Consider the following 21366-nt stretch of genomic DNA (forward strand, 5'->3'; position numbering starts at 1 on the left):
CGGTTTTGAACTGTGATTTAAAGCATGCTAAGTTGCAGATTCAATCTTTATAAAAAATGCAGCAGTTATGTCAGAACAAAAGCAATATACAGGAAGTTGTTTGTGTGGCGGTTTGCGCTATGAAATTCGAGGCGAAATTGGCGACATCGTGCAATGTCATTGCCAACGTTGCCGTAAGGCCAATGGGACGGCCTTTGCCACCAACGCTCCAATTCGAAAAGCCGATTTTCACATTGTGCAAGGTGAACATTTACTGAAAAAGTTCCAGTCCACCGAAACGACCCAGCGCTGTTTCTGTAGCGATTGTGGCTCGCCGATTATCAGCATTAAAACCGATACGCCTGATCTGTATCGCCTGAGAATAGGCACGCTCGATACACCGTTGCAGCAAAAGCCGACGCAACATATTTTTGTGGCCTCCAAGGCAGAGTGGGATACCATCTGTGATGGTCTGCCACAATATGATGAACGGCCGTAGTCATGCTGAAACTAGTGATTAAAAGACCAAGGGATTACAGTATCCCTTTTTTACACACAAAATTTTAATAGCCAGATTCAGTTGTCCCGGATTTGGCTACTTCAGCTTTTTTTGTTTCGGCTTGTTTCATGTCCGGATATTGTGATTGCCAGTGTTCCAGCTGTTCCTGAGCGTGTAAAAATTCACCCAAGCCTTTGGCTTGATCTGCTGAGTTTTTAATGGGTTCTGCTTTTTTATCTTTGTGCTCATCATAAAGCTTGGCTTGAGCTTGCCAGTACTCCGCCATCAGCCCCTGAATATAGCGTCCCTGTTGCGTTTTTAAATTCAATTGTTTGAGCATGTTCAGGGCAGACTGGATATTGTCACGTTTACGATTGTAGGCAAATTCCTCTGTTAGTGAACCGTTCTCCTGCATTTTCACCAGTTCATCTTCCATTTCATCGCTCATTTGGGTAAAACGCGTGTCAAAGTCAGTCAGCAGGGCGATATCATGCGGATCATCCGGGGTTTTTTCAAAGGCTTTCACCGGTTCGGTAATCAGCTCCTGCATCACTTTATCTTCGGATTGAACTTTATCATTTGGAGATGGAGTACCGTCACGGTCATTACAGGCCGTCATCAGTACACTTGAGCACAGTAAAACAGGAAGAGCAAAATGTTTGAATTGACGTTGCATCATGATGGTTCCTTTATTTCTGATCGAGTGTTTTAAAGTCATAGGCATAGGTCACATAGGGGAATGCGATTTCATCTTGAGGATGCTTGCCTGTATACTCTAAAACGATCTGTTCAAATTCAGCTTTTAACTGCTGCTGTTCATGTGCTGACATGGCGGCAATAAAACTGGTAGAGAGCAGGCGTTTGGACACCACCTGTTCCACAGTGCCGACATGTTGCTGCTGAAACGTTGTGGTATTTTGTAATTGAAACAGCGCTTGCCGTTCAAAGACCTTTTTCCATTGACCGCTATGATAACGTGGCGTATTGCCTTCCAAAGGCTCAATACGGTCTGCCAGTGCTTTGACCCAGTCGACCTGAACATCGCGCTGATTCCAGATTAGGGCCAAATGTCCGGACGGTTTGAGCGCTTGATGAATTTGTGTTAATGATTCAAGATTGGCAAACCAGTGAAAGGATTGTGCACAGACCACAGCATCTATACTATGGGCGGTTAAAGGCAGAGATTCACTCGACGCCTGTAGCGTTTTAATGTCGGGATAGGCGAGTTGCAATTGTGTCAGCATGGCCTGAATAGGCTCAATGGCAATGATGTGTGAGGTCAGCTGTTTTAAGTAAGGTAAGAATTTGCCAGTACCTGCACCCAGATCAACCACCTGCGACTGTTCACCCAGTTGGAGCTGATCACGTAGCCAATTGACGATGTCTTGTGGATAACTCGGACGAACTTGTTGATAAAGTTCAGCGGCAGAACTGAAGCCTTTTTGAGCAGCAGGATGAAGTGATTGTGTCATATTTTGCGCTTTTTAATCTTCATGGCATCTATAAAATACCATAGTCGCTTTTCGTAAATAGGCAAGGTGTCTATTTGTAGCATTGATTCTGATAAAGGGCCGATTTGCTTCGGTGTGGAAATGGATAAACACATTATTTTTGAAGACGAACAAATTCGTGCAATCTTTCTGAAAGGCTCATCGGATGAATTGATTTTTTCTTTTGGCGATTTAATTACCCGCGCCAAAGGACTGTCGATTAATGCGGAAAAATCACTGCATAAGTATAACTTTAACGTGATTGGCATTATGCCGAAGCAGAAATCCTGGTTTCCTGAAAGTTCGATGCGCGAGATGTTTGCCCAGATTCAGGAACTGATTGCACCGTTTAAAACCCGGATTGGCTATGGTGGTTCCATGGGCGGGTATGCGGTCATCAAGTATTCCAACCTGCTGGATTTAAAGCGCGTAGTGGCGCTGGTGCCGCAGTATTCCATCAATCCTGAAGAAGTCGAAGACCCGCGCTATAACATGTTCTTTCATCCTGAACAGAATGCCCATATGCGCATTCAGCCTCAGGATGTTGCAGCGGAACGTGAATATATTGTGGTCTATGACCCTTACTGTCCGGAAGACCGTGCGCATTATTTAAAACTTGAACAGGTGCTGCCAAAAATTCAGACCCTGAACCTGCCTTTTACCGGACACGATGCCATTGCGGTACTGGCCAGTTCAGAACTGCTGCATGACTTTTTATTGCATGAGTTTGATGCCAGCTATTTTTATCGCAAAATCCGTCAGGTGAAAAAGAACAGTAAGTTTTACTATCGTAAAGTCATTGAAAACCTGTTGCCCCGACACCGTAATGCCTTGGGTTCGATTTTGGTGAATAATGATTTGCAGCTGGACAGCCAGTTTTTTGATGCCAAGTTAAAGAACAATTTACTCAGGGAATTGCTGCGCAATAAAGAGGTCAGTCAGCAAGATTTACTGAAATTGGGCATACAGGTCAATTTGCCGCAGGAAAATCGGAGTCAGTTACTGGACTGTTTTGGTCATGGTCTGGTATTTAATGTGATTAGCCAGAAGATTGAAAGCTATGCGGCCAGCGCTATCGCCCTGAATCATAAATTTCTAATGCCGATCTTTGCCAAGGGCAGTGGACTGGTACACATTTCAATGAATGACGAACGTTTTATCGTGGCCATGAATGACCGGCAAGTGATGAAACTGTTCAGGGAACAGGAAGCTTTAGCCGCTGGGATGCATCCCTTGGTCATTAAAAAATATAGTGATTTTTATCTGCTTAGTTATAAGCATTTAAACCTTAGCAATAACGAATATGGCAGTCATGAGTTTGTGGAAGATGCTCCTGAAACTGCGCAATTTGTGACCCAGCCTGACCCGTTATCTGCGCTATAGCCTATAGATTCAGGGTTGAGCATGCACCCCAATTTGTTTTAATTTTGATCACTTGCTTTATCTTTAAATCGGTCTAAGATAGAACGGTAAGGCAAGTTTCCATGACTCAAAATTAAACAACAAATAACGGGTGCTTCAGGATGAAACGTGATTTTATACTGGCTGTACTTTTAACCATCATCTCTATATTCATACCTTGCTATGCTTTCGCAGACAGTCTAGATCCGACTTATATCATTATGGGCGGGGGAATGCTTGTGGTGTTTGCCCTGGCAATTTATGTATTTTATGAAATCTACAAGTCGATTCAGCTGCATATCAACAAACCCACTAAATAGTGGGTTTTGTATTTTTCATCTCTAAATTTTGTTGAAAAAGAATGTAAAACTGGCTTTTAATGTCTGGGCAATAATTTTTAGATATTCATCAAAATCAGCCAAGGGAAGCAGTATGAAAGCCGTATTTTTAGATTATGAATCGCTGGATAAAAATGATCTGGATTTCAGTCAGCTTGAAACTGTATTTGATGAGCTGAAACTTTTTCCAACGACGACCCAGGCACAGCTGCTCGAACGTGTACAAGAGGCAGAGGTCATTATCAGTAATAAAGTCGTGGTCGATGCTGCTACCTTGCAACAATGTCCACAGTTAAAACTGATTTTAATTTCGGCAACGGGCACCAATAATATTGATCTGGTTCAGGCACGTAAACAAGGCATTGTGGTGTGCAACTGTCAGGGGTATGGCACTGCGGCAGTGGCACAGCATACTTTAAGCTTGATGCTGGCCTTAGCAACATCATTACTCAAATACGACCGTGCCGTAAAGCAAGGCGAGTGGAATAAGGCTTCACAGTTCTGCCTGCTGGATTTCCCGATTATTGAGTTGTCTGGCAAAACACTGGGTATTGTCGGTTATGGTGAATTGGGACAGGCTGTGGCAAAGCTGGCTGAAGCTTTTGGTATGAAAGTGCTGGTTGCATCCTTAGCAAACCGTCCTGGTGATGCGAGCCGTGTGCCTTTTGCAGAACTGTTGCCGCAAGTGGATTTCCTGAGTCTGCATTGTCCCTTAACTGACGATACCCGTGATTTAATTGATGCCCAGGCTTTCGATGCCATGAAACCAAGCGCATTTTTAATTAACTGCGCACGCGGTGGAATCGTCAATGAAGCAGCTCTTGCTGATGCTTTACGTCAGGGCAAAATTGCCGGAGCTGCCACCGATGTGCTCACGGTTGAGCCGCCTAGACAAGGTAATGTACTGTTGGCTGATGATATTCCCAACCTGATCATTACTCCGCATAGTGCATGGGGCAGTGTCGATGCACGGCAACGGATTGTGCAACAAATGCAGCAGAATGTAGTGGCCTTTAAAGCAGGACAACCGATTCGACAGGTCAATTAATTTATCTTTTCAATCAGCCTCTCACACAGAGGCTGATTGCTTATAATCAACTTGATTTATAAATCGGCGTTGGTTTTCCTATACAGCTTGTACTTGAGCAGCCAGTCATATGTAGGTGCAAATTAATTACTGGTTGAAGATTCACTGAGCGGATGCGAAATAATCGGTGCAGGCTGATCATTTGGACTGCCAATAATATGATCTTTAGTTTCAGTTATTTTTTGATTGACCGTGGCTGCTGCGTGTTGTGACTTTTCTTTGGCAACGGCAGATTTTTCAGTGGCAAAGTCCTTGGTGCCTTCCCACGCATTTTCGACTTTTGGTTTTACCTTAGCGATTCCTTTTTGTGCCGCTGTATCCACCTTTTCCGCTGTGTTCTGAACCTTCTGCTGGGCCTTATGACCGAGCACTTTAAAGATATTGGGATTATCTCCATAAGGTGCAGGATGGCTGTGCGCGGGTGTCGGTGCTGTAACTTTGGTACTGGTTTGAGCCAAAACAGAGGTGGATACCAAAATGGCACTTGTAATCAATACCGTTTTCATCATTTTCATTGTAAGGATAATTCCTGTGCGAGTAATGGCTGCAATCTAATTCAATTTTCTGTTGGATTTTATTCTAAGAGTGAATGATGGGGAAAATGTGGAATGTGGCGAAATTAATACAGATTCATTACATTTAAGCTCAATCTTCCGATTGTTTTATCCAAGAAAAAAAGCTCGTGAAAATGAGCTTTTTATACAGTCATTTAAAAAGATACCTTATTTTTCAATTTCCTGAGTGGGATCGGCTGAAGCTGCTTTTTCAGAATACGGATTCAGTTCCGCATGGGTTTGACCGTTAATATCCATATTGCTGGGATGTGAATGGTTGCTATTTTTACTTGGGATAGCATTTTTAGCGGCAAAGTTCTGGGTGTTTTCTGGGGAGTCTGGCTTTGCAGTTCGAGTTTTACTCATCTCTTCTTTACTGCTATGAACGATGTCAGCAGTATTTTGATCACTGTGTTTAGCTTTTAGCTCTGAAGTTGCTTTGGTGTCTGGGTTAGCAAAAAGGGAAGTACAAGCTAAAAGTGCTGTGCTCATCACTATTGTTCTGATTGTTTTCATAGCCCGATTTATCCTTGCATGATAAAACTCGAGTGTTTACCGAGTTATAAGAGCACCATCATAACCAGTTTAATGGATGAGTTCGGAATCAGAGATTAAATTCACACGTTTTCGCAACACCGAATAACAATCTGCCGCAATATGTGAAAATAATTTACAAACTAAAATATATAAGTTTTTGATTTTTAATATTTTATAAGAGTTGTACTGCTTTAAGCCATGCACTTGGAAGTTTAGTTTCTCTATCTCTTTGAATGTAAAACAAAGAATCACTAAGTCCCAATAGATTCAGTGATTCTGATGGGGGAATTAGTTACATTGGGCCAAGGCATCTTTATGGAAATGATGGCGCAGGGCAAGGAAGTTTTTTTGTACTTCTGGGCTATGCAGGTCAAAATTATTGGCGGTGCTTGAGCCATCTTGGGCAAAGGTGGTTGCACCACCCGAAATTAGGGTATTGCCTTTAAATGACCAGTGTTCTATGGATTTTCCTGCTTTGAGGTTGCCGGTAAATTCAATCACGCATTTATCAATAAATTTAGTCAGTTTGGCTTTGTTATCCACTGTGTCTGGATAGACTTCCAGATTCTGAACTTCTTGTAATACGCCGGTTTCAAGTTGTGGGATTTTAGGCGCAGTTGTACACGACGTAACAGCAATACCCGCAAGACCAGTCAAAATAAGCATTTTAAATTTCATATGATTCTTTCTTGTTGAGTGTTGTTAGTTTGAGTATAGGGAATCGGATGAAAATTGGCTATAAAAACTAGTTTTCAATTACTTCGAATATAGCTTCATCATAATTTATTTGGATTAACATTTTTTCACCTTTTGAGGTCGGCTCAATCTTAAGTAAAAACAATCCACTATTCAGTAATAAGTCATTAAGATTTTTGAAGCCATACTCTGTTTTGATTTTCTTATTAGCATTAGGAAATTTTTTGTTAATTGATACGCCTACTGTTGTAAGTGAAATCCAACCGTCATTTTTTTTATTGTTAATGATTAATTTTTCAATCTCTTTGTAAATCTCATCTGAAGGAAAGATGAAACGTGCTTTGAACAAATCAGATTTTAAAAAATCAATTTGAGTCTCTAAGCTTTTTTGAGCATTCAAACAATATTGCTCAAATTGATCTAAAAAAGGTTTATGTTTTTTCTCCAGATTTAATAGAAAATCGACAGCTTCTTTAGATTCATCGAGATTAGATAAATTATATTTTTCTTGAAAGTGATGTGCTATAAAATTTCGATCAGTAACAAATTCTTGAAATTGACTGTTTAGTCTTTGATGGTTATGTTCGCATAAATTAAAAGATATTTTCATATCTAGACGAAGAGTATTGTTAGGTTCAGTAATGATTGTATCTTCTTCTAGGGGATTCACGAGAAATAATGAATTTAAGGCTTTTGTACTTAAGCCACCTAAAGTTTGATTTTGAACAGATGGTTCTATAACCAGAGGTGAATTATTGGGCTTAGAAATAATAGTTTTATTTATCTTCATGAGGGTTTTTAGCCTCATTTCTATTGTTTGAAAACGAATAAGATGTTTTCCAAGTAAGGAATAAATTCTCTCTCTAATTTCTTCAATATTTTGCATTCTAAAAAATCATAAAAAACCCCACTCATTTATAGCGGGGTTTTTTATGATTTACAACCAATTATAGCTTAGTGCTGAAGCACCGAAATATCCGCAACCGCAGTAAATAAACCACGAAGCTGAGCGAGCATACGTAAACGGTTAGCTTTCAGGTCAGCATCATCAGCCATCACCATTACGCCATCAAAAAATGCATCCACTGGTGCACGAAGCGCAGCTAAAGCTGACAATGCAGCAGTGTAGTCCTTGGCAGCAAATAACGGCTCAACCACAGGCGTGATTTTCGCAAGTTCAGCGAATAATGCTTTCTCAGCATCTTCAACCAGATTCGCTTCAACCACAGCACCCTCAGGTGTTGCTTCTTTAGCCAAAATGTTGGCAACACGCTTGTTGGCAGCAGCAAGCGCAGCCGCTTCAGGCAATGCACGGAAGTGATTTACCGCAGTTACGCGTTTGTCAAAATCAAGTGGAGATTTTGGCGACAATGCTTGAACAGCTTGAATCACATCAACAGCCACGCCCTGGTCTTCGTATTTCGCACGGTAACGACCTTCCAGGAATGCAACAGCATCTGCCAAAGTCTTGTCATGGTCTTTCAATACATCGCCATATGAAGCTAAAGCAAGTTTGATTAGGTCTTCAATCGACACATCCAGCTCATTTTCAGTCACAAGACGTAAGATACCAATTGCAGAACGACGCAGTGCAAACGGGTCTTTAGAACCTGTAGGCGCTTGACCAATACCGAAAATACCGGTCAAGGTATCCAAACGGTCGGCAAGGGCAATGGTTGTACCAGTCTTGGTTTTCGGTAACACGTCACCTGCGAATTTAGGCAAGTATTGCTCACCCAAAGATTCAGCAACTTCAGCATTTTCACCTTCAAGACGTGCGTAGTAAGTACCCGCAATCCCTTGAAGTTCCGGGAATTCCCCAACAAGCTCAGAAGTTAAGTCACATTTCGCAAGCAGGGCGGCTTTTTCAGCGTCAGCAGGGTTCGCACCTGTGATCGGCGCTAACGCTACAGCCAATTTTGCAATACGAGTCGATTTATCCCAAAGTGTACCCAATTCAGCTTGGAACACCATGTTGGCCAGTTTTTCTTTACGCGATGCCAGCGGTTGCTTTTGATCTTGCAGGAAGAAGAACTCAGCATCTGACAAACGTGGACGAACCACTTTCTCGTTACCTTCAATAATTTGTGTCGGATCTTTCGACTCAATGTTTGACACAGTAATGAAGTAAGGTTGCAGTTTGTTGTCAGCATTTACCAAACAGAAGTACTTCTGGTTGTCCTGCATCGTCGTGATTAATGCTTCTTGCGGAACAGCAAGGAAACGTTCTTCGAAGCTTGCACGTAACGCAACAGGCCATTCAACCAATGCAGTCACTTCATCACGAAGGTCAGCTGGAACAATGGCAATAGCATTCACTTCATCAGCCAATGCTTTGACTTGCTGATCAATGATGGCTTGGCGTTCTTCAAACGACGCTACAACGTGCGCTGCTTTTAATTTAGGTAGATATTCATCTGCATTGGCTAAGCTAATGGCTTCAGGCGCATGGAAACGGTGACCATAAGTCACGTTGCCTGCTTTGTGATCCTGAATAGTTGCATCAATCACGTCGTTGTCTTTAAGTAACACTACCCATTTAACTGGACGTACGAATTCGGTACGGCTAGCCGCAGAACGCATGCGTTTAGCAATTGGTAGGTTGTCTAAAGCAGTTTGTAAAATTTGTGGCAGTAAAACGTCAAGGCTTTGACCTTTCACGTCTTTTAAATAGCACACTTTTTCAACTTTACCGGCCTGGAAAGTCGATACTTGATCAACCGTAATGCCTTGACCACGCATAAAGCCTTCAAGTGCTTTGGTTGGTTTGCCTTCAGCATCAAACGCTGCTTGTTTAGCAGGGCCGTCAAAACGTTTTTGTGTATCTGCTTGTGCGCCTTCTACATTGACAATTTTCAATGCCAGGCGGCGTGGTGCTGCATAAGCTTCAATTGAGTCGAAAGCCAGACCAGCATCTTTTAAGCCTTTTTCGGTTTCGGCCTGAAGGGCATCACGTAATTTTTTTAAGCTTTTTGGTGGGAGTTCTTCACAGCCAAGTTCAAATAAAACAGTATGTTTAGACATTATTTGTTCTCCGCTGCTTTTTCTGCTTGAGCTGCTTCTGCTTCAACTTGTGCTTTTAACTGCGCCAATACTTCGTCACGTAAATGTGGTTCTGCCATTGGGAAACCCAGTTTCGCACGTGCTGCCACGTAACTTTGCGCAATGGCACGCGCCAATGTACGGACACGTAAAATATAACGCTGACGTTCAGTCACCGAAATCGCACCGCGAGCATCCAGCAGATTAAAGCTGTGTGATGCTTTAATCACCTGTTCATATGCAGGCAATGGCAGTTCAGCTTCCATTAAGCGCGTTGCTTCAGCTTCGTAGAAGTCGAACAGCTCGAACATTTTGTCGACTGGTGCATATTCAAAGTTGTAAGTGGATTGTTCCACTTCATTTTGATGGAATACATCACCGTAAGTTACCGTACCGAACTGGCCTTTGGTCCAGACCAGATCGTAAACCGAGTCTACACCTTGCAGGTACATCGCCAGACGTTCCAGACCGTAAGTGATTTCGCCTGTCACCGGGTAACATTCAACACCACCGACTTGCTGGAAGTAAGTGAACTGGGTCACTTCCATACCGTTCAGCCAAACTTCCCAGCCCAAGCCCCAAGCACCGAGAGTTGGTGATTCCCAGTTATCTTCCACAAAACGGATGTCGTGGGTCAGGGTATCAATACCAATGGCTTTTAACGAATCGAGATAAAGCTGCTGGATATTGTCCGGGTTGGGCTTAAGCACCACCTGGAACTGATAATAATGTTGTAAACGGTTCGGGTTTTCACCATAACGGCCATCTTTCGGACGGCGTGAAGGTTGTACGTAAGCCGCGTTCCATGTTTCTGGTCCTAACGCACGAAGGAAAGTTGCAGTGTGGAATGTCCCTGCACCCATTTCCATATCGTAAGGTTGTAACACTACACAACCTTGTTCAGCCCAGTAGTTTTGTAAGGCAAGAATTAAGCCTTGAAATGTATCAATATGCGATATGGCGCGACTCATGTAGCATCCATTAAAATTAGAGAAAAATTGGCTCTAAGTATAAGGATTTTGCAAAGGTGTGGCAAAGGTTTCAGGACAAGAAATCAGCTGTTTAAAAATGATTCACAGATTTATTGATAAATATAAGATATAAAATAAATACATCTTTAATCGTTAGCATTCTATAATTTGCAACTTCTTCCCCAAAACAATAAAAGGCGTGCTGTGTTTCATTCCCGACTCGAATGGCTAAATACCCTAAAACCCAATTTCAAGATTCTTCCTCTGAAAGACCGCCTGCTGTGCGGTTTGGGTGCATTACTTGGACTGACACTTTCATCTTTCATAAGCTGGTGGGTGCTGGGAGATATCAACGCATGGTATATCGCGCCGATGGGTGCATCTTCAGTATTACTGTTTGCCGTGCCTGCCAGTCCTTTGGCACAGCCGTGGAATATGGTGATTGGAAATATCATTGCAGGAGTCATTGGGGTGACTTGCGCGGCCTATATTCCGAACCTGACCGAAGCCTTTAGTGTGGCGGTGGCATTGTCTATTTTTCTGATGATGACCACGGATTCCTTACATCCACCGAGTGGGGCGGTGGCGATTACTGCCGTTTTGGGTGGCGAAGCGGTACATCAGCTGGGATATTATTTTATTTTTTATCCGGTTTTATTAAATTCGGTCCTGTTGATGTTTGTAGCGATTATCTTTAACCGTCTTTTAGGAAAACAGTATCCGCAAGTCGCCCAGATCAACCAGCGTTCTCAAGACCCGACACCCACGCAAAAAGTCACCATTCAACCGCAAGATATTCAGGCCACATTGGATCAGCAGACCGAGCTGCTGGATATTAGTGAATATGACCTGCAAAAAATTATTTTAGCAGCCCAAGAAAAAGCCAATGCTCGGGGCATGAGCCAGTTTAAGTGTCAGGACATCATGACCAAAGATGTGATTAGCTTGAATGAAAATGATGATATCCATTCTGCACTGGATAAATTCAAACACATGAATTTAATGAGTCTGCCTGTGATCAATGCCCAGCAGCAACTGGTTGGTACGCTGGCTTTATATGAAGTAGTGGAATGGTTTAAGCGTGCAACCGATTTACGAACCACCTGGCAGCGTCAGGTCAAGGATATTATGGTGCGCCAGGTGGTGACGGTAAAGCCGGAGCAACCGATTCAGGACCTGGTGCCTTATTTTGTCGAGCGTTCATTTAACTATATTCCTGTGGTGGAAAAACAGAAAATGGTCGGCATTATTAGCCGTGCCGATATAATTGCGGCATTGAACCAGCAGTTGAATGTAGCGGCATAAAGCAGAAATGAAGCAAAAAAAAAGCTACGACTGATTGGGGGAAAAGTCGTAGCATAAAACGAACTCAACTCATGGGGTTCAACGGGATGTTAGCGATTTTGATCCGGATTTACCGTGCGGATCGGGTTGTTATAGGCTGATGCCTGACCAAACATGGTATTGGGCTGTTTAGGGATCACCAGCCACAAAATTAAATACACCAAGATTCCCGGGAATGCTGCGCTCATGCCAGAAACCAGAACGAAAATAATGCGCAGTAAAGTCGCATTCCAACCAAAACGTTCAGCAATACCGCCCATTACACCTGCAATCATGTTCTGACGCTTAGAGCGATATAAACCAACATTGGCCATCTAGGTCTCCTTAATAAAAATAACAAAGCAGTTAAAACAACATGCCTGTAATAAAAAAATGGAGATGAACCCTTCTTTTTAAAGGGGCATGCCATAAAAAATAGTTAATTTATGTAAAGCTAAGGGCTTAATTGCGAGGTCGTCATTTAAGATATGTTTTGTTGAATAAGTTGATTTATATGAATAAAAATCAACAAAATATTCCCATATGTGTGAGGGTAAAATGATGATCCGTGCTTTAGTCTTTATTGTGTACATCGGCAAATATGGCTATGGAAAGCCAAACAAAATTTAACTCTCAGGAGGGAGAGCGGTGTTTCGAAAAGCGAATTATGGTGGTTTTTTCTTGGGGGTGATTTGTGCAGCTTTGCTGGGTTGCAATAAGCCTTTAGAAGACTCTGTCGCGCAACAAATAAAAAAAGAAACTCCAACGAATAGCGATGAGCAGGCTAGAAGCCTGACTGATGTTGCAGGGCGGGCGACTGTTCCGGTGGAACAGGCAGAATCTAGAATCAAAAAAGCCATTCCAGACTGTGCTGAGCCTTATATTGGCCGTTATCAAGCCACGATCAGTTGTGATGATCCTTTTGTCAGATGTAAAGATGGTACAGCAGATTATATTATTAATTTACAGGAGGATGGAATTGCCCATCGCACCCTGATCCATTCGGGGCAAATCAGCTTCGCTTCAAATCTGTATCACCGGCAAGATCGCTGGTCTTATGATAGGCAAAATCATCAGGTGATTTTGCATCGCTCAAATGGGGTGGAATTTTTCTATGATATTGATAAAGATCAAAATCTGGTCATGGATTTGGACAAGATTGCGCATGCTTCTGTCTTAAACGAGCAATATTTTGCCGAAGGCAATCCCTTTCCACAACAGGCATATCGTTTGGTTAAAGAGAAAGTCAGTTAAAGAAAAATTGGATGGTGTTTTCATTTAACCAGACTTGCAATTCAAGAGGGGGAGAAATGCTGTAAATGTGGAGCACTTTTTATTATATGGGCGTGTGGATATAAGATGAATAATAAAAAATCTGGTGGGTTGTGAGGGGCTCGAACCCTCGACCAATAGATTAAGAGTCTACTGCTCTACCAACTGAGCTAACAACCCTGAGCAAGGATTAGTGAACTTAAAGCATCGCTTTAAGGGTTCACCCGAGTGCAAGAAAAAAAATCGAAGATTTTTTACAGATGCATTGAAGCATTGTGTTTTGCAACATCGGTCTAGCAAAATTTCGAGAATGGCGAATCAACCGAAACGGTGTGGTTTGTCTTGGTCGGAATATTGCAGGTTTCGTTTCTATTGTAGTACAGAAAGAAGCCCTAAGAAAGAATGGTGGGTCGTCCGCGATTCGAACGCGGGACCAACGGATTAAAAGTCCGCTGCTCTACCAGCTGAGCTAACGACCCATTCAGAAAAGGTGCTTTAAAAGCTAAAAAAGCTTCATGTCAGAAGCCTTTGAGAAGATGGTGGGTCGTCCGCGATTCGAACGCGGGACCAACGGATTAAAAGTCCGCTGCTCTACCAGCTGAGCTAACGACCCATCTCTAGATCAATCAAAATAAGTGGTGGGTCGTCCGCGATTCGAACGCGGGACCAACGGATTAAAAGTCCGCTGCTCTACCAGCTGAGCTAACGACCCTGAACCAACATTCAGAACTTGTCCGAATGTGCAGTGCAAGAAAAGAAAGAGTTTTCTCAACACCACTTCGTTTTGATGGAGCGTATTGTAGCAAGTTATCAAACGAGCGCAAGTAAAAATTAGCAAACTTGTTGATGTTTGATTATAAATACAACAAATTTGCCTAATCTTATAAAAAAATAGCGGTTCTGCAATTAGAAACGGTATTGATAGGCTTGAATATTGTTGAATATCTCCGCAGTTAAATCACAATATTCTGTCGCATTTGGCAGAAGGACCAGTAAACGCTCATCGGTCTTGTTGGGGGCGAAAGCCTGTTCTTTGAGGGTATTCTTTTGATATTTAAATGTGCCTGTCGTTTCTACTTGAGACTGAACACGTAAAAATACCGGAACAGCATAAGCCGGCAAACATTTTTTGAACTCGCTTGCCATTTGCTTTAAGTCTTGTGCAGTTAATTCTGCACCCTCATTCAAGGTAATGGCTGCCATGCCGGCACGACCATTGGTATGGGGAATTTCAACGCCGTAAACCACTGCCTCAGCAATTTTTTCATATTCACTGACTACATTTTCAACTTCAGTGGTAGACACATTTTCTCCTTTCCAGCGGAAAGTATCCCCGAGGCGGTCTACAAACTGGGCATGACGGAAACCGATATCGCGTACCAGATCACCGGTATTAAAGAAAGCATCTCCATGTTTAAACACATCTTTTATAATCACTGATTTATTTTTTTCCGGATCGGTATAGCCGTCAAAAGGTGAGCGGCGGGTAATTTTTCCCACCAGTAAGCCGACCTCGCCTTTTTTCACTTTTTTACACCAGCCTTTGGCATCTCTCACCGGCTGATTAGTTTCCTTATCAAATTCAATAATCGCATAAGGTGTTGGAGAGAAGCCGACTGTGTTGTCAAAGTTAAACACGTTACTAAAGCCTACATTACCTTCACTGGATGCATACAGCTCAAGTACCTCTTCAATCCCGAAGCGTTCCTTGAATTTATCCCAGATATTCGGGCGCATGCCATTACCGATCATTTTGGTGACACGGTGACCTTTTTCCAGTTCAGATGGGGGAGCATCCATTAAATAACGGCAGAGTTCACCGACATAACCAATGGCTGAAGCATCAAATTTTTTGACATCCTTCCAGAAAGCAGAGGTTGAGTATTTACGGCGTAATGCAAATGTTGCACTGCTTGCAATCACGCCACACCAGCACACTACAATACCGGTGGCATGATACAGCGGCAGGGTACAGTACATGACATCATCAGGTTTTAAATCCAGCACGTGACCATAGGTGCCATAAGCCAAAGTCCAGCGGCTATGTGTGAAAATGACCGCTTTAGGCAGGCCGGTCGTGCCTGAGGTATAGATGTAAAATAAGCCATCTTTACCTTGAATGGTGTGCGTGGTCGGAGTATTAAATTTTGGAAATTGGTCGGCTTTTTCCGCAAGGTTGGTCCAGCCCTGAGGGGCTTTACCGGCATCCACCTGTGTAGCTTGATCGGCAAACCAGTGAAAACGGTCTGCTGCCAGTTCTAGGTCCTGACGAATATCTTCTACAGCTGCACGGCATTCTTCACCGGCAATTACGGCAATCGGCTTGACCAGATTGATGCTGTGGGTCAGTGCTTTACCGCTTTGTGAGGTGTTGACCAAAGCAGAGGTGACGCCAATTTTTGCCATGGCGATAACTGTAGCAATCAGTTCCGGACGGTTTTCTACCATCACCGCAATCACATCGCCTTTTTGTGCACCGAGCGATAAATAGAAGTGTCCAATCTGATTGGCCCATTCATTCAGTTCCTGATAACTGAATTTCTGATCTTCAAATAATAAAGCCATGCCGTGCGGATTATGTTTTACCGCTTTTTCAAAGGCAATACCCAAGCCTGCTGGAGTATTGGATGTGCGCAAATAGGCTTGTCTGAGACCACTCAATAAATGAGGGACTTTGCTGATGAATTTAGGTATTTTTGCTGCAACATCCGCAATATCAATAAGATCGCTCGGTGTAGTGTGGTTCATATGAATCCTATTTATTTTTTCATAATCCAATACAGTCTATTTGTTCGCAATACGCTTGCTGTGATTTGTACACTTGTCTTTTAATCGTTTCAATCTAGTGCAATCAACCTAATCTGACAAAAGTATCAAAAAAAACCTAGTCACCGGAATGACTAGGTTTTTTTATTTCACTGCATGAGAGCTAATTTAAAACAAATTACGACTCATTTGCAGGTGTTGCTTTCTTTGGTGGACGACCGCGAGGACGACGAGGACGGACAGGTTTGTCTCCATCTTCCCCTTCGGTTTTTTCAGCTTCTGCGGTTGGCTCGACCTGAGTTTGTACGTCCTGAGCAGCTTCTACCGCCAATTCAGCCTGTACTGGTTCAGCAGCCTGTTCGGTTTCCTCGGTAGCAATTACCGTTTCAGCAGCAACAACAGTTTCTGCAACAGGTTCAGCAACTACTTCAGTCACAACAGGCTCGGCCACTTCGGCTGGCGCTGTTTCTGCTTCTGTTACAGCAACAGTTCCGGCCGGCATTGCTTCAGCCGGAGCAGTTTCAGGTTGACTATGCGCCTGCTTTGCTTGCTCTAAAGCTTGTTCAGCAGCCTGTTTTGCCAGACGGCGACGTTCACGTGGATCATTTGCTACACGTTTGTCAGACACCGGTTTTGGTGGTGTCAAGTCCAGCACTGGTGCAGGTTCTGCTTCAGGTGCGGCTTTGGTGACTGCTACATCGCGTGTTACCGGCTGTGCTGGTGCTTCAGTTGTCTGAGTCGCGAGTGTTGCAGCATATTGCTCGGTAAATTTCACCAGGGCACGGTTGAATGTTGGAATTAAACCAAACTGTTCAATCAGCACTGAACAATCTTCACCATAGACATGGCGAATGAGACTGATCACGGTGTATTGACCCAAAGTTGGAACCTGAGAAGGGCTTAACTTCGGCGCCTGAGCCTGTCTTGCCTGAGCTTCACGCTTTTGGCGACGACGCATACGCGGATCGTTGCTGGCACGTTTTTCTGCAGGACGTGGCTTGTGTGGTTCATGAGTTTCAGCTGCAGCAGGTTTTTCTTCCTGCGCGACCACTGGTTTCTCGATGACCGGCACTTGTGCTTCAACTGTTACAGGAGCAGCCTGAATAATTGGTGCTTCAACTGCAGCAGGTGCCGAATTTAATGCAACAATTTCGGTTTTTGCCTGATCAACATTGACCAACAATGCAGTTGGCAGAACTTCCTGACGAGGTGTATCAATCACTTCGACCTTAGGTTCCCGTTCATTTACGACTACAGCAGCTGCAGTTTGTTGCGCTGGCTGTTCGTTTAATACGCTCTGATCGCGGTGGCGATTTGGGCGTTCCGGACGTTGCTGGTTACGACGGTCACGGCGTGGCACAGCATTTTGCTCGGTTTGCTGATCAGCATGTTGTTGTTCAGCGTGTTGACGACGAGAAGGGCGCTTGTTTTCACGTGAATCCTGGCGCTGTTCCGGACGTTGTTCTTGACGTTGCTCATGACGGGAAACCTGAACAATTTCTTCATGCACTTGATTTTGCTGATTGTCGTACTGAACTTGTTCACGTTGCTCTTTAGGCTTGTTACGCTTTTTATTGTGACGTTGCGATTTTTCTTCCTTGTCAGAATATTTATCTGCAACTTCACGCTGTTCCTGTTTGTTACTGGCAGGAACATTTGGCGTTAAGTAAGCATTGCTGCTTGTTGCCGCAACAGGTGCGGTCTCGACAGCTGTTGCCATCTGACCGAATTGACCGCGGCTCACGGCACCAGCATTGACCATTTGCTCGATGGCAGCAGCGGCGTTGTTAGCAGTGCGTGCTTGATCTACAGTGGTTGCCTGTTTTTGTACAAACAGGTTTTCTAACCAGGCACATGGACTTGTAGACGGTGCAGCAGGGGCAGCGGCTTGAGTTTGTTGTTGAATAGCAGGTTGCTGCTGTTTTTTCTTGTTGTTGCGCTCTGGCTGGCTTGAGGCTTGTTGAGCAGCTTGCTGGACTTGTTGCTCTTCACCTAAATGCCATTCAGATGCTTCATAACCCAACTCTTTTTCACTTGAACGGGTTGCTTCGGTACGTTCATAGCTGGTTGGGGCAAAACCTTCAGGATTATAGGAAATTTCGTAATGTGGTGTTTCCAGGTGCGGGTGAGGCAATACGGTTACACGGACGTTCGATGTTTGTTCCAGGTAAACCAGGCTGTGACGCTTTTCATTCAATAAGAATGCGGCAATTTCAACCGGAACTTCAACCTGAACTTCACCGTGGCGTTCACGCAGTGCAATTTCTTCCACTTTACGCATAATCGACAATGATAAAGAGCGTAAGTCACGTACCATGCCTGTACCATGACAGCGTGGGCAAACGTAACCGGTTGCTTCTTCCAGCGATGGACGCAAGCGTTGACGGCTCATTTCCATTAAGCCAAAACGCGACAATTGACCGAACTGGATGCGGGCACGGTCGCTTTGGGTCGCTTCACGCAGTTTCGCTTCAACCATGCGCTGGTTGCGGTCTTTGGTCATGTCGATGAAATCGATCACCACCAAGCCACCGATATCGCGTAAACGCAGTTGACGCGCAATTTCTTCTGCTGCTTCTAAGTTAGTGTTTAAAGCAGTGTCTTCAACGTCGTGACCACGAGTCGATTTAGCCGAGTTAATATCTATCGATACCAAAGCTTCGGTCTGGTCAATCACGATTGAACCGCCAGAAGGAAGTTTTACTTCACGTTCATAAGCCGTCTGAATCTGGCTTTCAATACCGAAATGGGCAAATAAAGGCTCATTTAAAGTATAGGTTTTGAGCTTGTCGATTTGACGTGGCATTACTGCTTTCACGAAGTTATAGGCTTCGTTATAGGCTTGTTCCGAGTCAATCAGGATTTCTGCAACATCATCACGTAAATAGTCACGAATTGCGCGTGTTACCACACCGGCTTCTTGATGGACCAGCATTGGTGATGGACCAGAACTTGCGGTGTTTTGGATTTGGGCCCAAAGATCCATCAAGTGTTGCAAGTCAAGTTGCAATTCTTCTTGCGAGCGGCCAATACCTGCAGTACGCACAATCACGCTCATGCCACGCGGAATATTCAGTGAGGCCAACATTTCTTTCAGTTCTTCACGCACTGAACCGGAAATTTGACGGCTGATACCGCCACCTTTCGGGTTGTTTGGCATAAGCACCAAATAACGGCCAGCAAGCGAAATGAAGGTAGAAAGGGCAGCACCTTTATTGCCACGTTCTTCTTTTTCCACCTGGACTAAAAGTTCGGTACCTTCAGTGATCAATTCGCGGATATTTGAAGTTTGGCGAGGATCTGCCTTGTAATACGAGTTTGCGATTTCACGCATGGACAGGAAGCCTTGACGGCCTGCACCATACTCTACAAAAACAGCTTCTAAAGAAGGTTCAACGCGAGTGACGTGACCTTTATAGATATTGGATTTTTTTTGTTCACGGGTACGATTTTCTAGATCGAAATCGTAAAGACGCTGACCAGTGACAAGTGCAACGCGAATCTCTTCGGCATGTGTTGCATTAATCAACATACGTTTCATGGGTGTAACACCTAATAGTGATACACAGCAGGACATCGCTATACACGTAGCGAACATCACACATTACGGATCAACACCCAGATCTCAAAATGACGCAATTGTGGTCTGAGCTTTTTTACCGGCCTTTTTTTGGGCTGCGGTTTTTTGATTCACGTATTGAAGATGGCAATACGGCTTCAATCTTATAAACGATTAAAGTCACCTGAACGATTCACTGGCGGACAAACGGTGCATTAGATGTGAGTAACTTTCACTGTCACGTAGCTTGAAGATCGTCCCTTCATTAATTCATGATCGGGCGTCTTGATACGGAATTATCATCGTATCTTTGCTTTATGTGCAGATCCAATGCATCAACGTTGTAGCCTGAATGCGACTTCAGGGTGCGATTAATCTGATGTGTATCAGTTTACGTTTAAAAACCAACTAGGTTGGCGACATATTTTTTAGGGCAAACTGATTTATGTACGAAGTACAATTAAACGCAACAGTTTGCTTTTTTGCCGATATAATAAGCCTTCGGCGTCGGCATATTCTTTAGGGACCTTTCCGTATTTAATGTGAATGGTGAAATTTAATATTGAGCTTCAAAAAAGATTGAAGTGATTAAATTTTTTCACACTAACGGTGGTATCCGTGCGCTGACTATATCAAACCTTGCATCATCTGCCTATGGGCTAAGCTTATCTTTCTTGTGTAAAGCATAGCCCAAGTGATCAGTTTTTAATCAATTTTAGTATTTTTTGGGTCATCGTAACTGTATGAATTCTACGCAAGAATGGCAAAGTGTCACCTGGTTTGAAGTGGACGAGCATCAATTGGGTCAACGCATCGACAATTTTTTATTTTCCAGACTTAAAGGTGTACCAAAAAGTCGGATTTATCGTTTAATCCGTGAAGGACAGGTTCGGGTCAATAAAAAGCGCGTTAAGGCGGAAACCAAACTGAATATTGGTGACCAGATTCGCGTTGCACCAATTCGTTTTGAGCCTAAAGATGAAACGGCGGCACCAGTATCGGATAAAGTGGCGCAAAGCCTGCTTAGTCGAGTGGTGTATGAAGATGAAGGCCTGATGGTAATAAACAAACCTTCAGGGATTGCCGTGCATGGCGGTAGTGGTGTGGCGTATGGGCTGATTGAAGGACTGCGTGCAGCCACCGGCAAGAAATATCTGGAACTGATTCACCGTATTGACCGCGATACTTCGGGACTGGTGATGATCAGTAAAAAACGCAGTACTTTAAAAACGCTGCAAGATTTATTGCGTGAACACAAAATCAAAAAAACCTATGCCGCGATTGTCAAAGGGCAGGTGAGCCTGGATCAACAGCTGATTGATGCCCCTTTGCACCGTTATGAGCTGGCCAATGGTGAGCGCCGGGTTCGTGTCTCTAAAGAAGGTAAAGACAGTAAAACCCAGTGGAAGGTAGCAGAGCGTTTCATGCATGGCACACTGGTTTACGCTTCACCACTGTCTGGCCGTACCCATCAGATTCGTGTACATGGTTTGAGTATTGGTCATCCTTTAATTGGTGATGATAAATACGGTCATGAGACTGAATATAAGGGGCCAAAGCCGCGTCGTTTATGTTTACATGCCATGCGTCTGGAAATTCCGGGTTATCCGATCATTGAAGCACCTTTGCCTGAAGATATGCAGAGTCTGGTGGCGCAGCTCAGAGCGCAGAAGAAGGATAAGCCGGTCGTTACTTTTGATGACTAGTAAGTTTTAATCCTCTCCCTGAGATACCGTCTTAGTAGTCAATCAGGTTTTGAGATTATTCGACCAATAAATAATCTCTTTGATAGGCAGTCTGATGTTTTAAAACGCCATAACACAGATGTATAAGCTTGCGCATTGCAGCACCT

At 43.6% G+C, this 21366-nt stretch carries 17 protein-coding genes and 4 tRNA genes; 6 read left to right on the plus strand and 15 right to left on the minus strand.

The window, feature by feature from the left end:
* Nucleotides 1–67: 67 nt before the first annotated feature.
* Entirely contained in the window at nt 68–478 is a 411-nt protein-coding gene (locus FTT87_RS01450) for a GFA family protein (RefSeq protein WP_180174195.1), read from the plus strand.
* 64 nt (nt 479–542) lie between these two features.
* On the opposite strand, the gene FTT87_RS01455 is transcribed toward FTT87_RS01450, so the two are convergent.
* Nucleotides 543–1157: a hypothetical protein gene (locus FTT87_RS01455; RefSeq protein ID WP_257230554.1), complete on the minus strand. Its 615-nt coding sequence runs from the start codon at nt 1155–1157 to the stop codon at nt 543–545.
* Between the two features lie 10 nt (nt 1158–1167).
* Nucleotides 1168–1950, minus strand: a complete 783-nt coding sequence (locus tag FTT87_RS01460) for a class I SAM-dependent methyltransferase (RefSeq protein WP_180174196.1) — start codon at nt 1948–1950, stop codon at nt 1168–1170.
* 120 nt (nt 1951–2070) lie between these two features.
* On the opposite strand from FTT87_RS01460, the gene FTT87_RS01465 reads away from it, so the two are divergent.
* Entirely contained in the window at nt 2071–3351 is a 1281-nt protein-coding gene (locus tag FTT87_RS01465) for a hypothetical protein (protein ID WP_180174197.1), read from the plus strand.
* Between the two features lie 450 nt (nt 3352–3801).
* Nucleotides 3802–4755, plus strand: coding sequence for a 2-hydroxyacid dehydrogenase (locus tag FTT87_RS01470; RefSeq protein ID WP_180174198.1), 954 nt, complete (start codon nt 3802–3804; stop codon nt 4753–4755).
* A 122-nt stretch (nt 4756–4877) separates the two neighbouring features.
* Here the strand turns inward: FTT87_RS01470 and FTT87_RS01475 are convergent, their stop codons facing one another.
* The 6 genes from FTT87_RS01475 to glyQ form a co-directional block, all read right to left on the minus strand.
* Nucleotides 4878–5309 (minus strand): hypothetical protein, encoded by a 432-nt coding sequence (locus FTT87_RS01475; RefSeq protein WP_180174199.1) that lies wholly within the window; start codon nt 5307–5309, stop codon nt 4878–4880.
* A 207-nt stretch (nt 5310–5516) separates the two neighbouring features.
* Entirely contained in the window at nt 5517–5864 is a 348-nt protein-coding gene (locus tag FTT87_RS01480; RefSeq protein ID WP_180174200.1) for a hypothetical protein, read from the minus strand.
* Between the two features lie 309 nt (nt 5865–6173).
* The gene (locus tag FTT87_RS01485; RefSeq protein ID WP_180174201.1) at nt 6174–6563 is read right to left on the minus strand and encodes a hypothetical protein; all 390 of its coding nucleotides are present in this window, start codon (nt 6561–6563) and stop codon (nt 6174–6176) included.
* Between the two features lie 67 nt (nt 6564–6630).
* Nucleotides 6631–7467: an OST-HTH/LOTUS domain-containing protein gene (locus FTT87_RS01490; protein ID WP_086195267.1), complete on the minus strand. Its 837-nt coding sequence runs from the start codon at nt 7465–7467 to the stop codon at nt 6631–6633.
* A gap of 68 nt (nt 7468–7535) precedes the next feature.
* Complete coding sequence (glyS, locus tag FTT87_RS01495; RefSeq protein WP_086195268.1) at nt 7536–9605, minus strand: glycine--tRNA ligase subunit beta; 2070 nt, start codon at nt 9603–9605, stop codon at nt 7536–7538.
* Nucleotides 9605–10594, minus strand: coding sequence for a glycine--tRNA ligase subunit alpha (gene glyQ / locus FTT87_RS01500; RefSeq protein WP_086195269.1), 990 nt, complete (start codon nt 10592–10594; stop codon nt 9605–9607). Before glyQ ends, glyS begins: the two co-directional genes overlap by 1 nt.
* Before the next feature lie 204 nt (nt 10595–10798).
* Here glyQ and FTT87_RS01505 point away from each other — a divergent pair, with 204 nt between their 5' ends.
* Complete coding sequence (locus FTT87_RS01505) at nt 10799–11899, plus strand: HPP family protein (protein WP_180174202.1); 1101 nt, start codon at nt 10799–10801, stop codon at nt 11897–11899.
* An 89-nt stretch (nt 11900–11988) separates the two neighbouring features.
* On the opposite strand, the gene FTT87_RS01510 is transcribed toward FTT87_RS01505, so the two are convergent.
* Entirely contained in the window at nt 11989–12252 is a 264-nt protein-coding gene (locus FTT87_RS01510; RefSeq protein WP_180174203.1) for a PspC domain-containing protein, read from the minus strand.
* A gap of 313 nt (nt 12253–12565) precedes the next feature.
* On the opposite strand from FTT87_RS01510, the gene FTT87_RS01515 reads away from it, so the two are divergent.
* Nucleotides 12566–13171 carry a hypothetical protein gene (locus tag FTT87_RS01515; RefSeq protein WP_180174204.1) on the plus strand — a complete coding sequence of 202 codons (606 nt, stop codon included), beginning with the start codon at nt 12566–12568 and terminating at the stop codon, nt 13169–13171.
* A 122-nt stretch (nt 13172–13293) separates the two neighbouring features.
* Here the strand turns inward: FTT87_RS01515 and FTT87_RS01520 are convergent.
* The 6 genes from FTT87_RS01520 to FTT87_RS01545 all read right to left on the minus strand — a co-directional run bounded on the left by FTT87_RS01520 (nt 13294) and on the right by FTT87_RS01545 (nt 19496).
* Nucleotides 13294–13369, minus strand: a tRNA-Lys gene (locus tag FTT87_RS01520).
* A gap of 223 nt (nt 13370–13592) precedes the next feature.
* A tRNA-Lys gene (locus FTT87_RS01525) sits at nt 13593–13668 on the minus strand.
* Between the two features lie 58 nt (nt 13669–13726).
* Nucleotides 13727–13802: transfer RNA gene (locus FTT87_RS01530), tRNA-Lys, on the minus strand.
* A 23-nt stretch (nt 13803–13825) separates the two neighbouring features.
* Nucleotides 13826–13901, minus strand: a tRNA-Lys gene (locus tag FTT87_RS01535).
* A gap of 194 nt (nt 13902–14095) precedes the next feature.
* Complete coding sequence (locus FTT87_RS01540; RefSeq protein WP_180174205.1) at nt 14096–15937, minus strand: long-chain-acyl-CoA synthetase; 1842 nt, start codon at nt 15935–15937, stop codon at nt 14096–14098.
* Nucleotides 15938–16133: 196 nt separating this feature from the next.
* A complete protein-coding gene (locus FTT87_RS01545) occupies nt 16134–19496 on the minus strand; it encodes an Rne/Rng family ribonuclease (RefSeq protein WP_180174206.1) in 3363 nt (1120 codons plus the stop codon).
* 761 nt (nt 19497–20257) lie between these two features.
* Here FTT87_RS01545 and FTT87_RS01550 point away from each other — a divergent pair.
* Nucleotides 20258–21220, plus strand: coding sequence for an RluA family pseudouridine synthase (locus FTT87_RS01550; RefSeq protein WP_180080072.1), 963 nt, complete (start codon nt 20258–20260; stop codon nt 21218–21220).
* Nucleotides 21221–21366: the final 146 nt, after the last annotated feature.

The organism is Acinetobacter sp. YH01022 (genome assembly GCF_013420235.1).
GTDB lineage: Bacteria > Pseudomonadota > Gammaproteobacteria > Pseudomonadales > Moraxellaceae > Acinetobacter.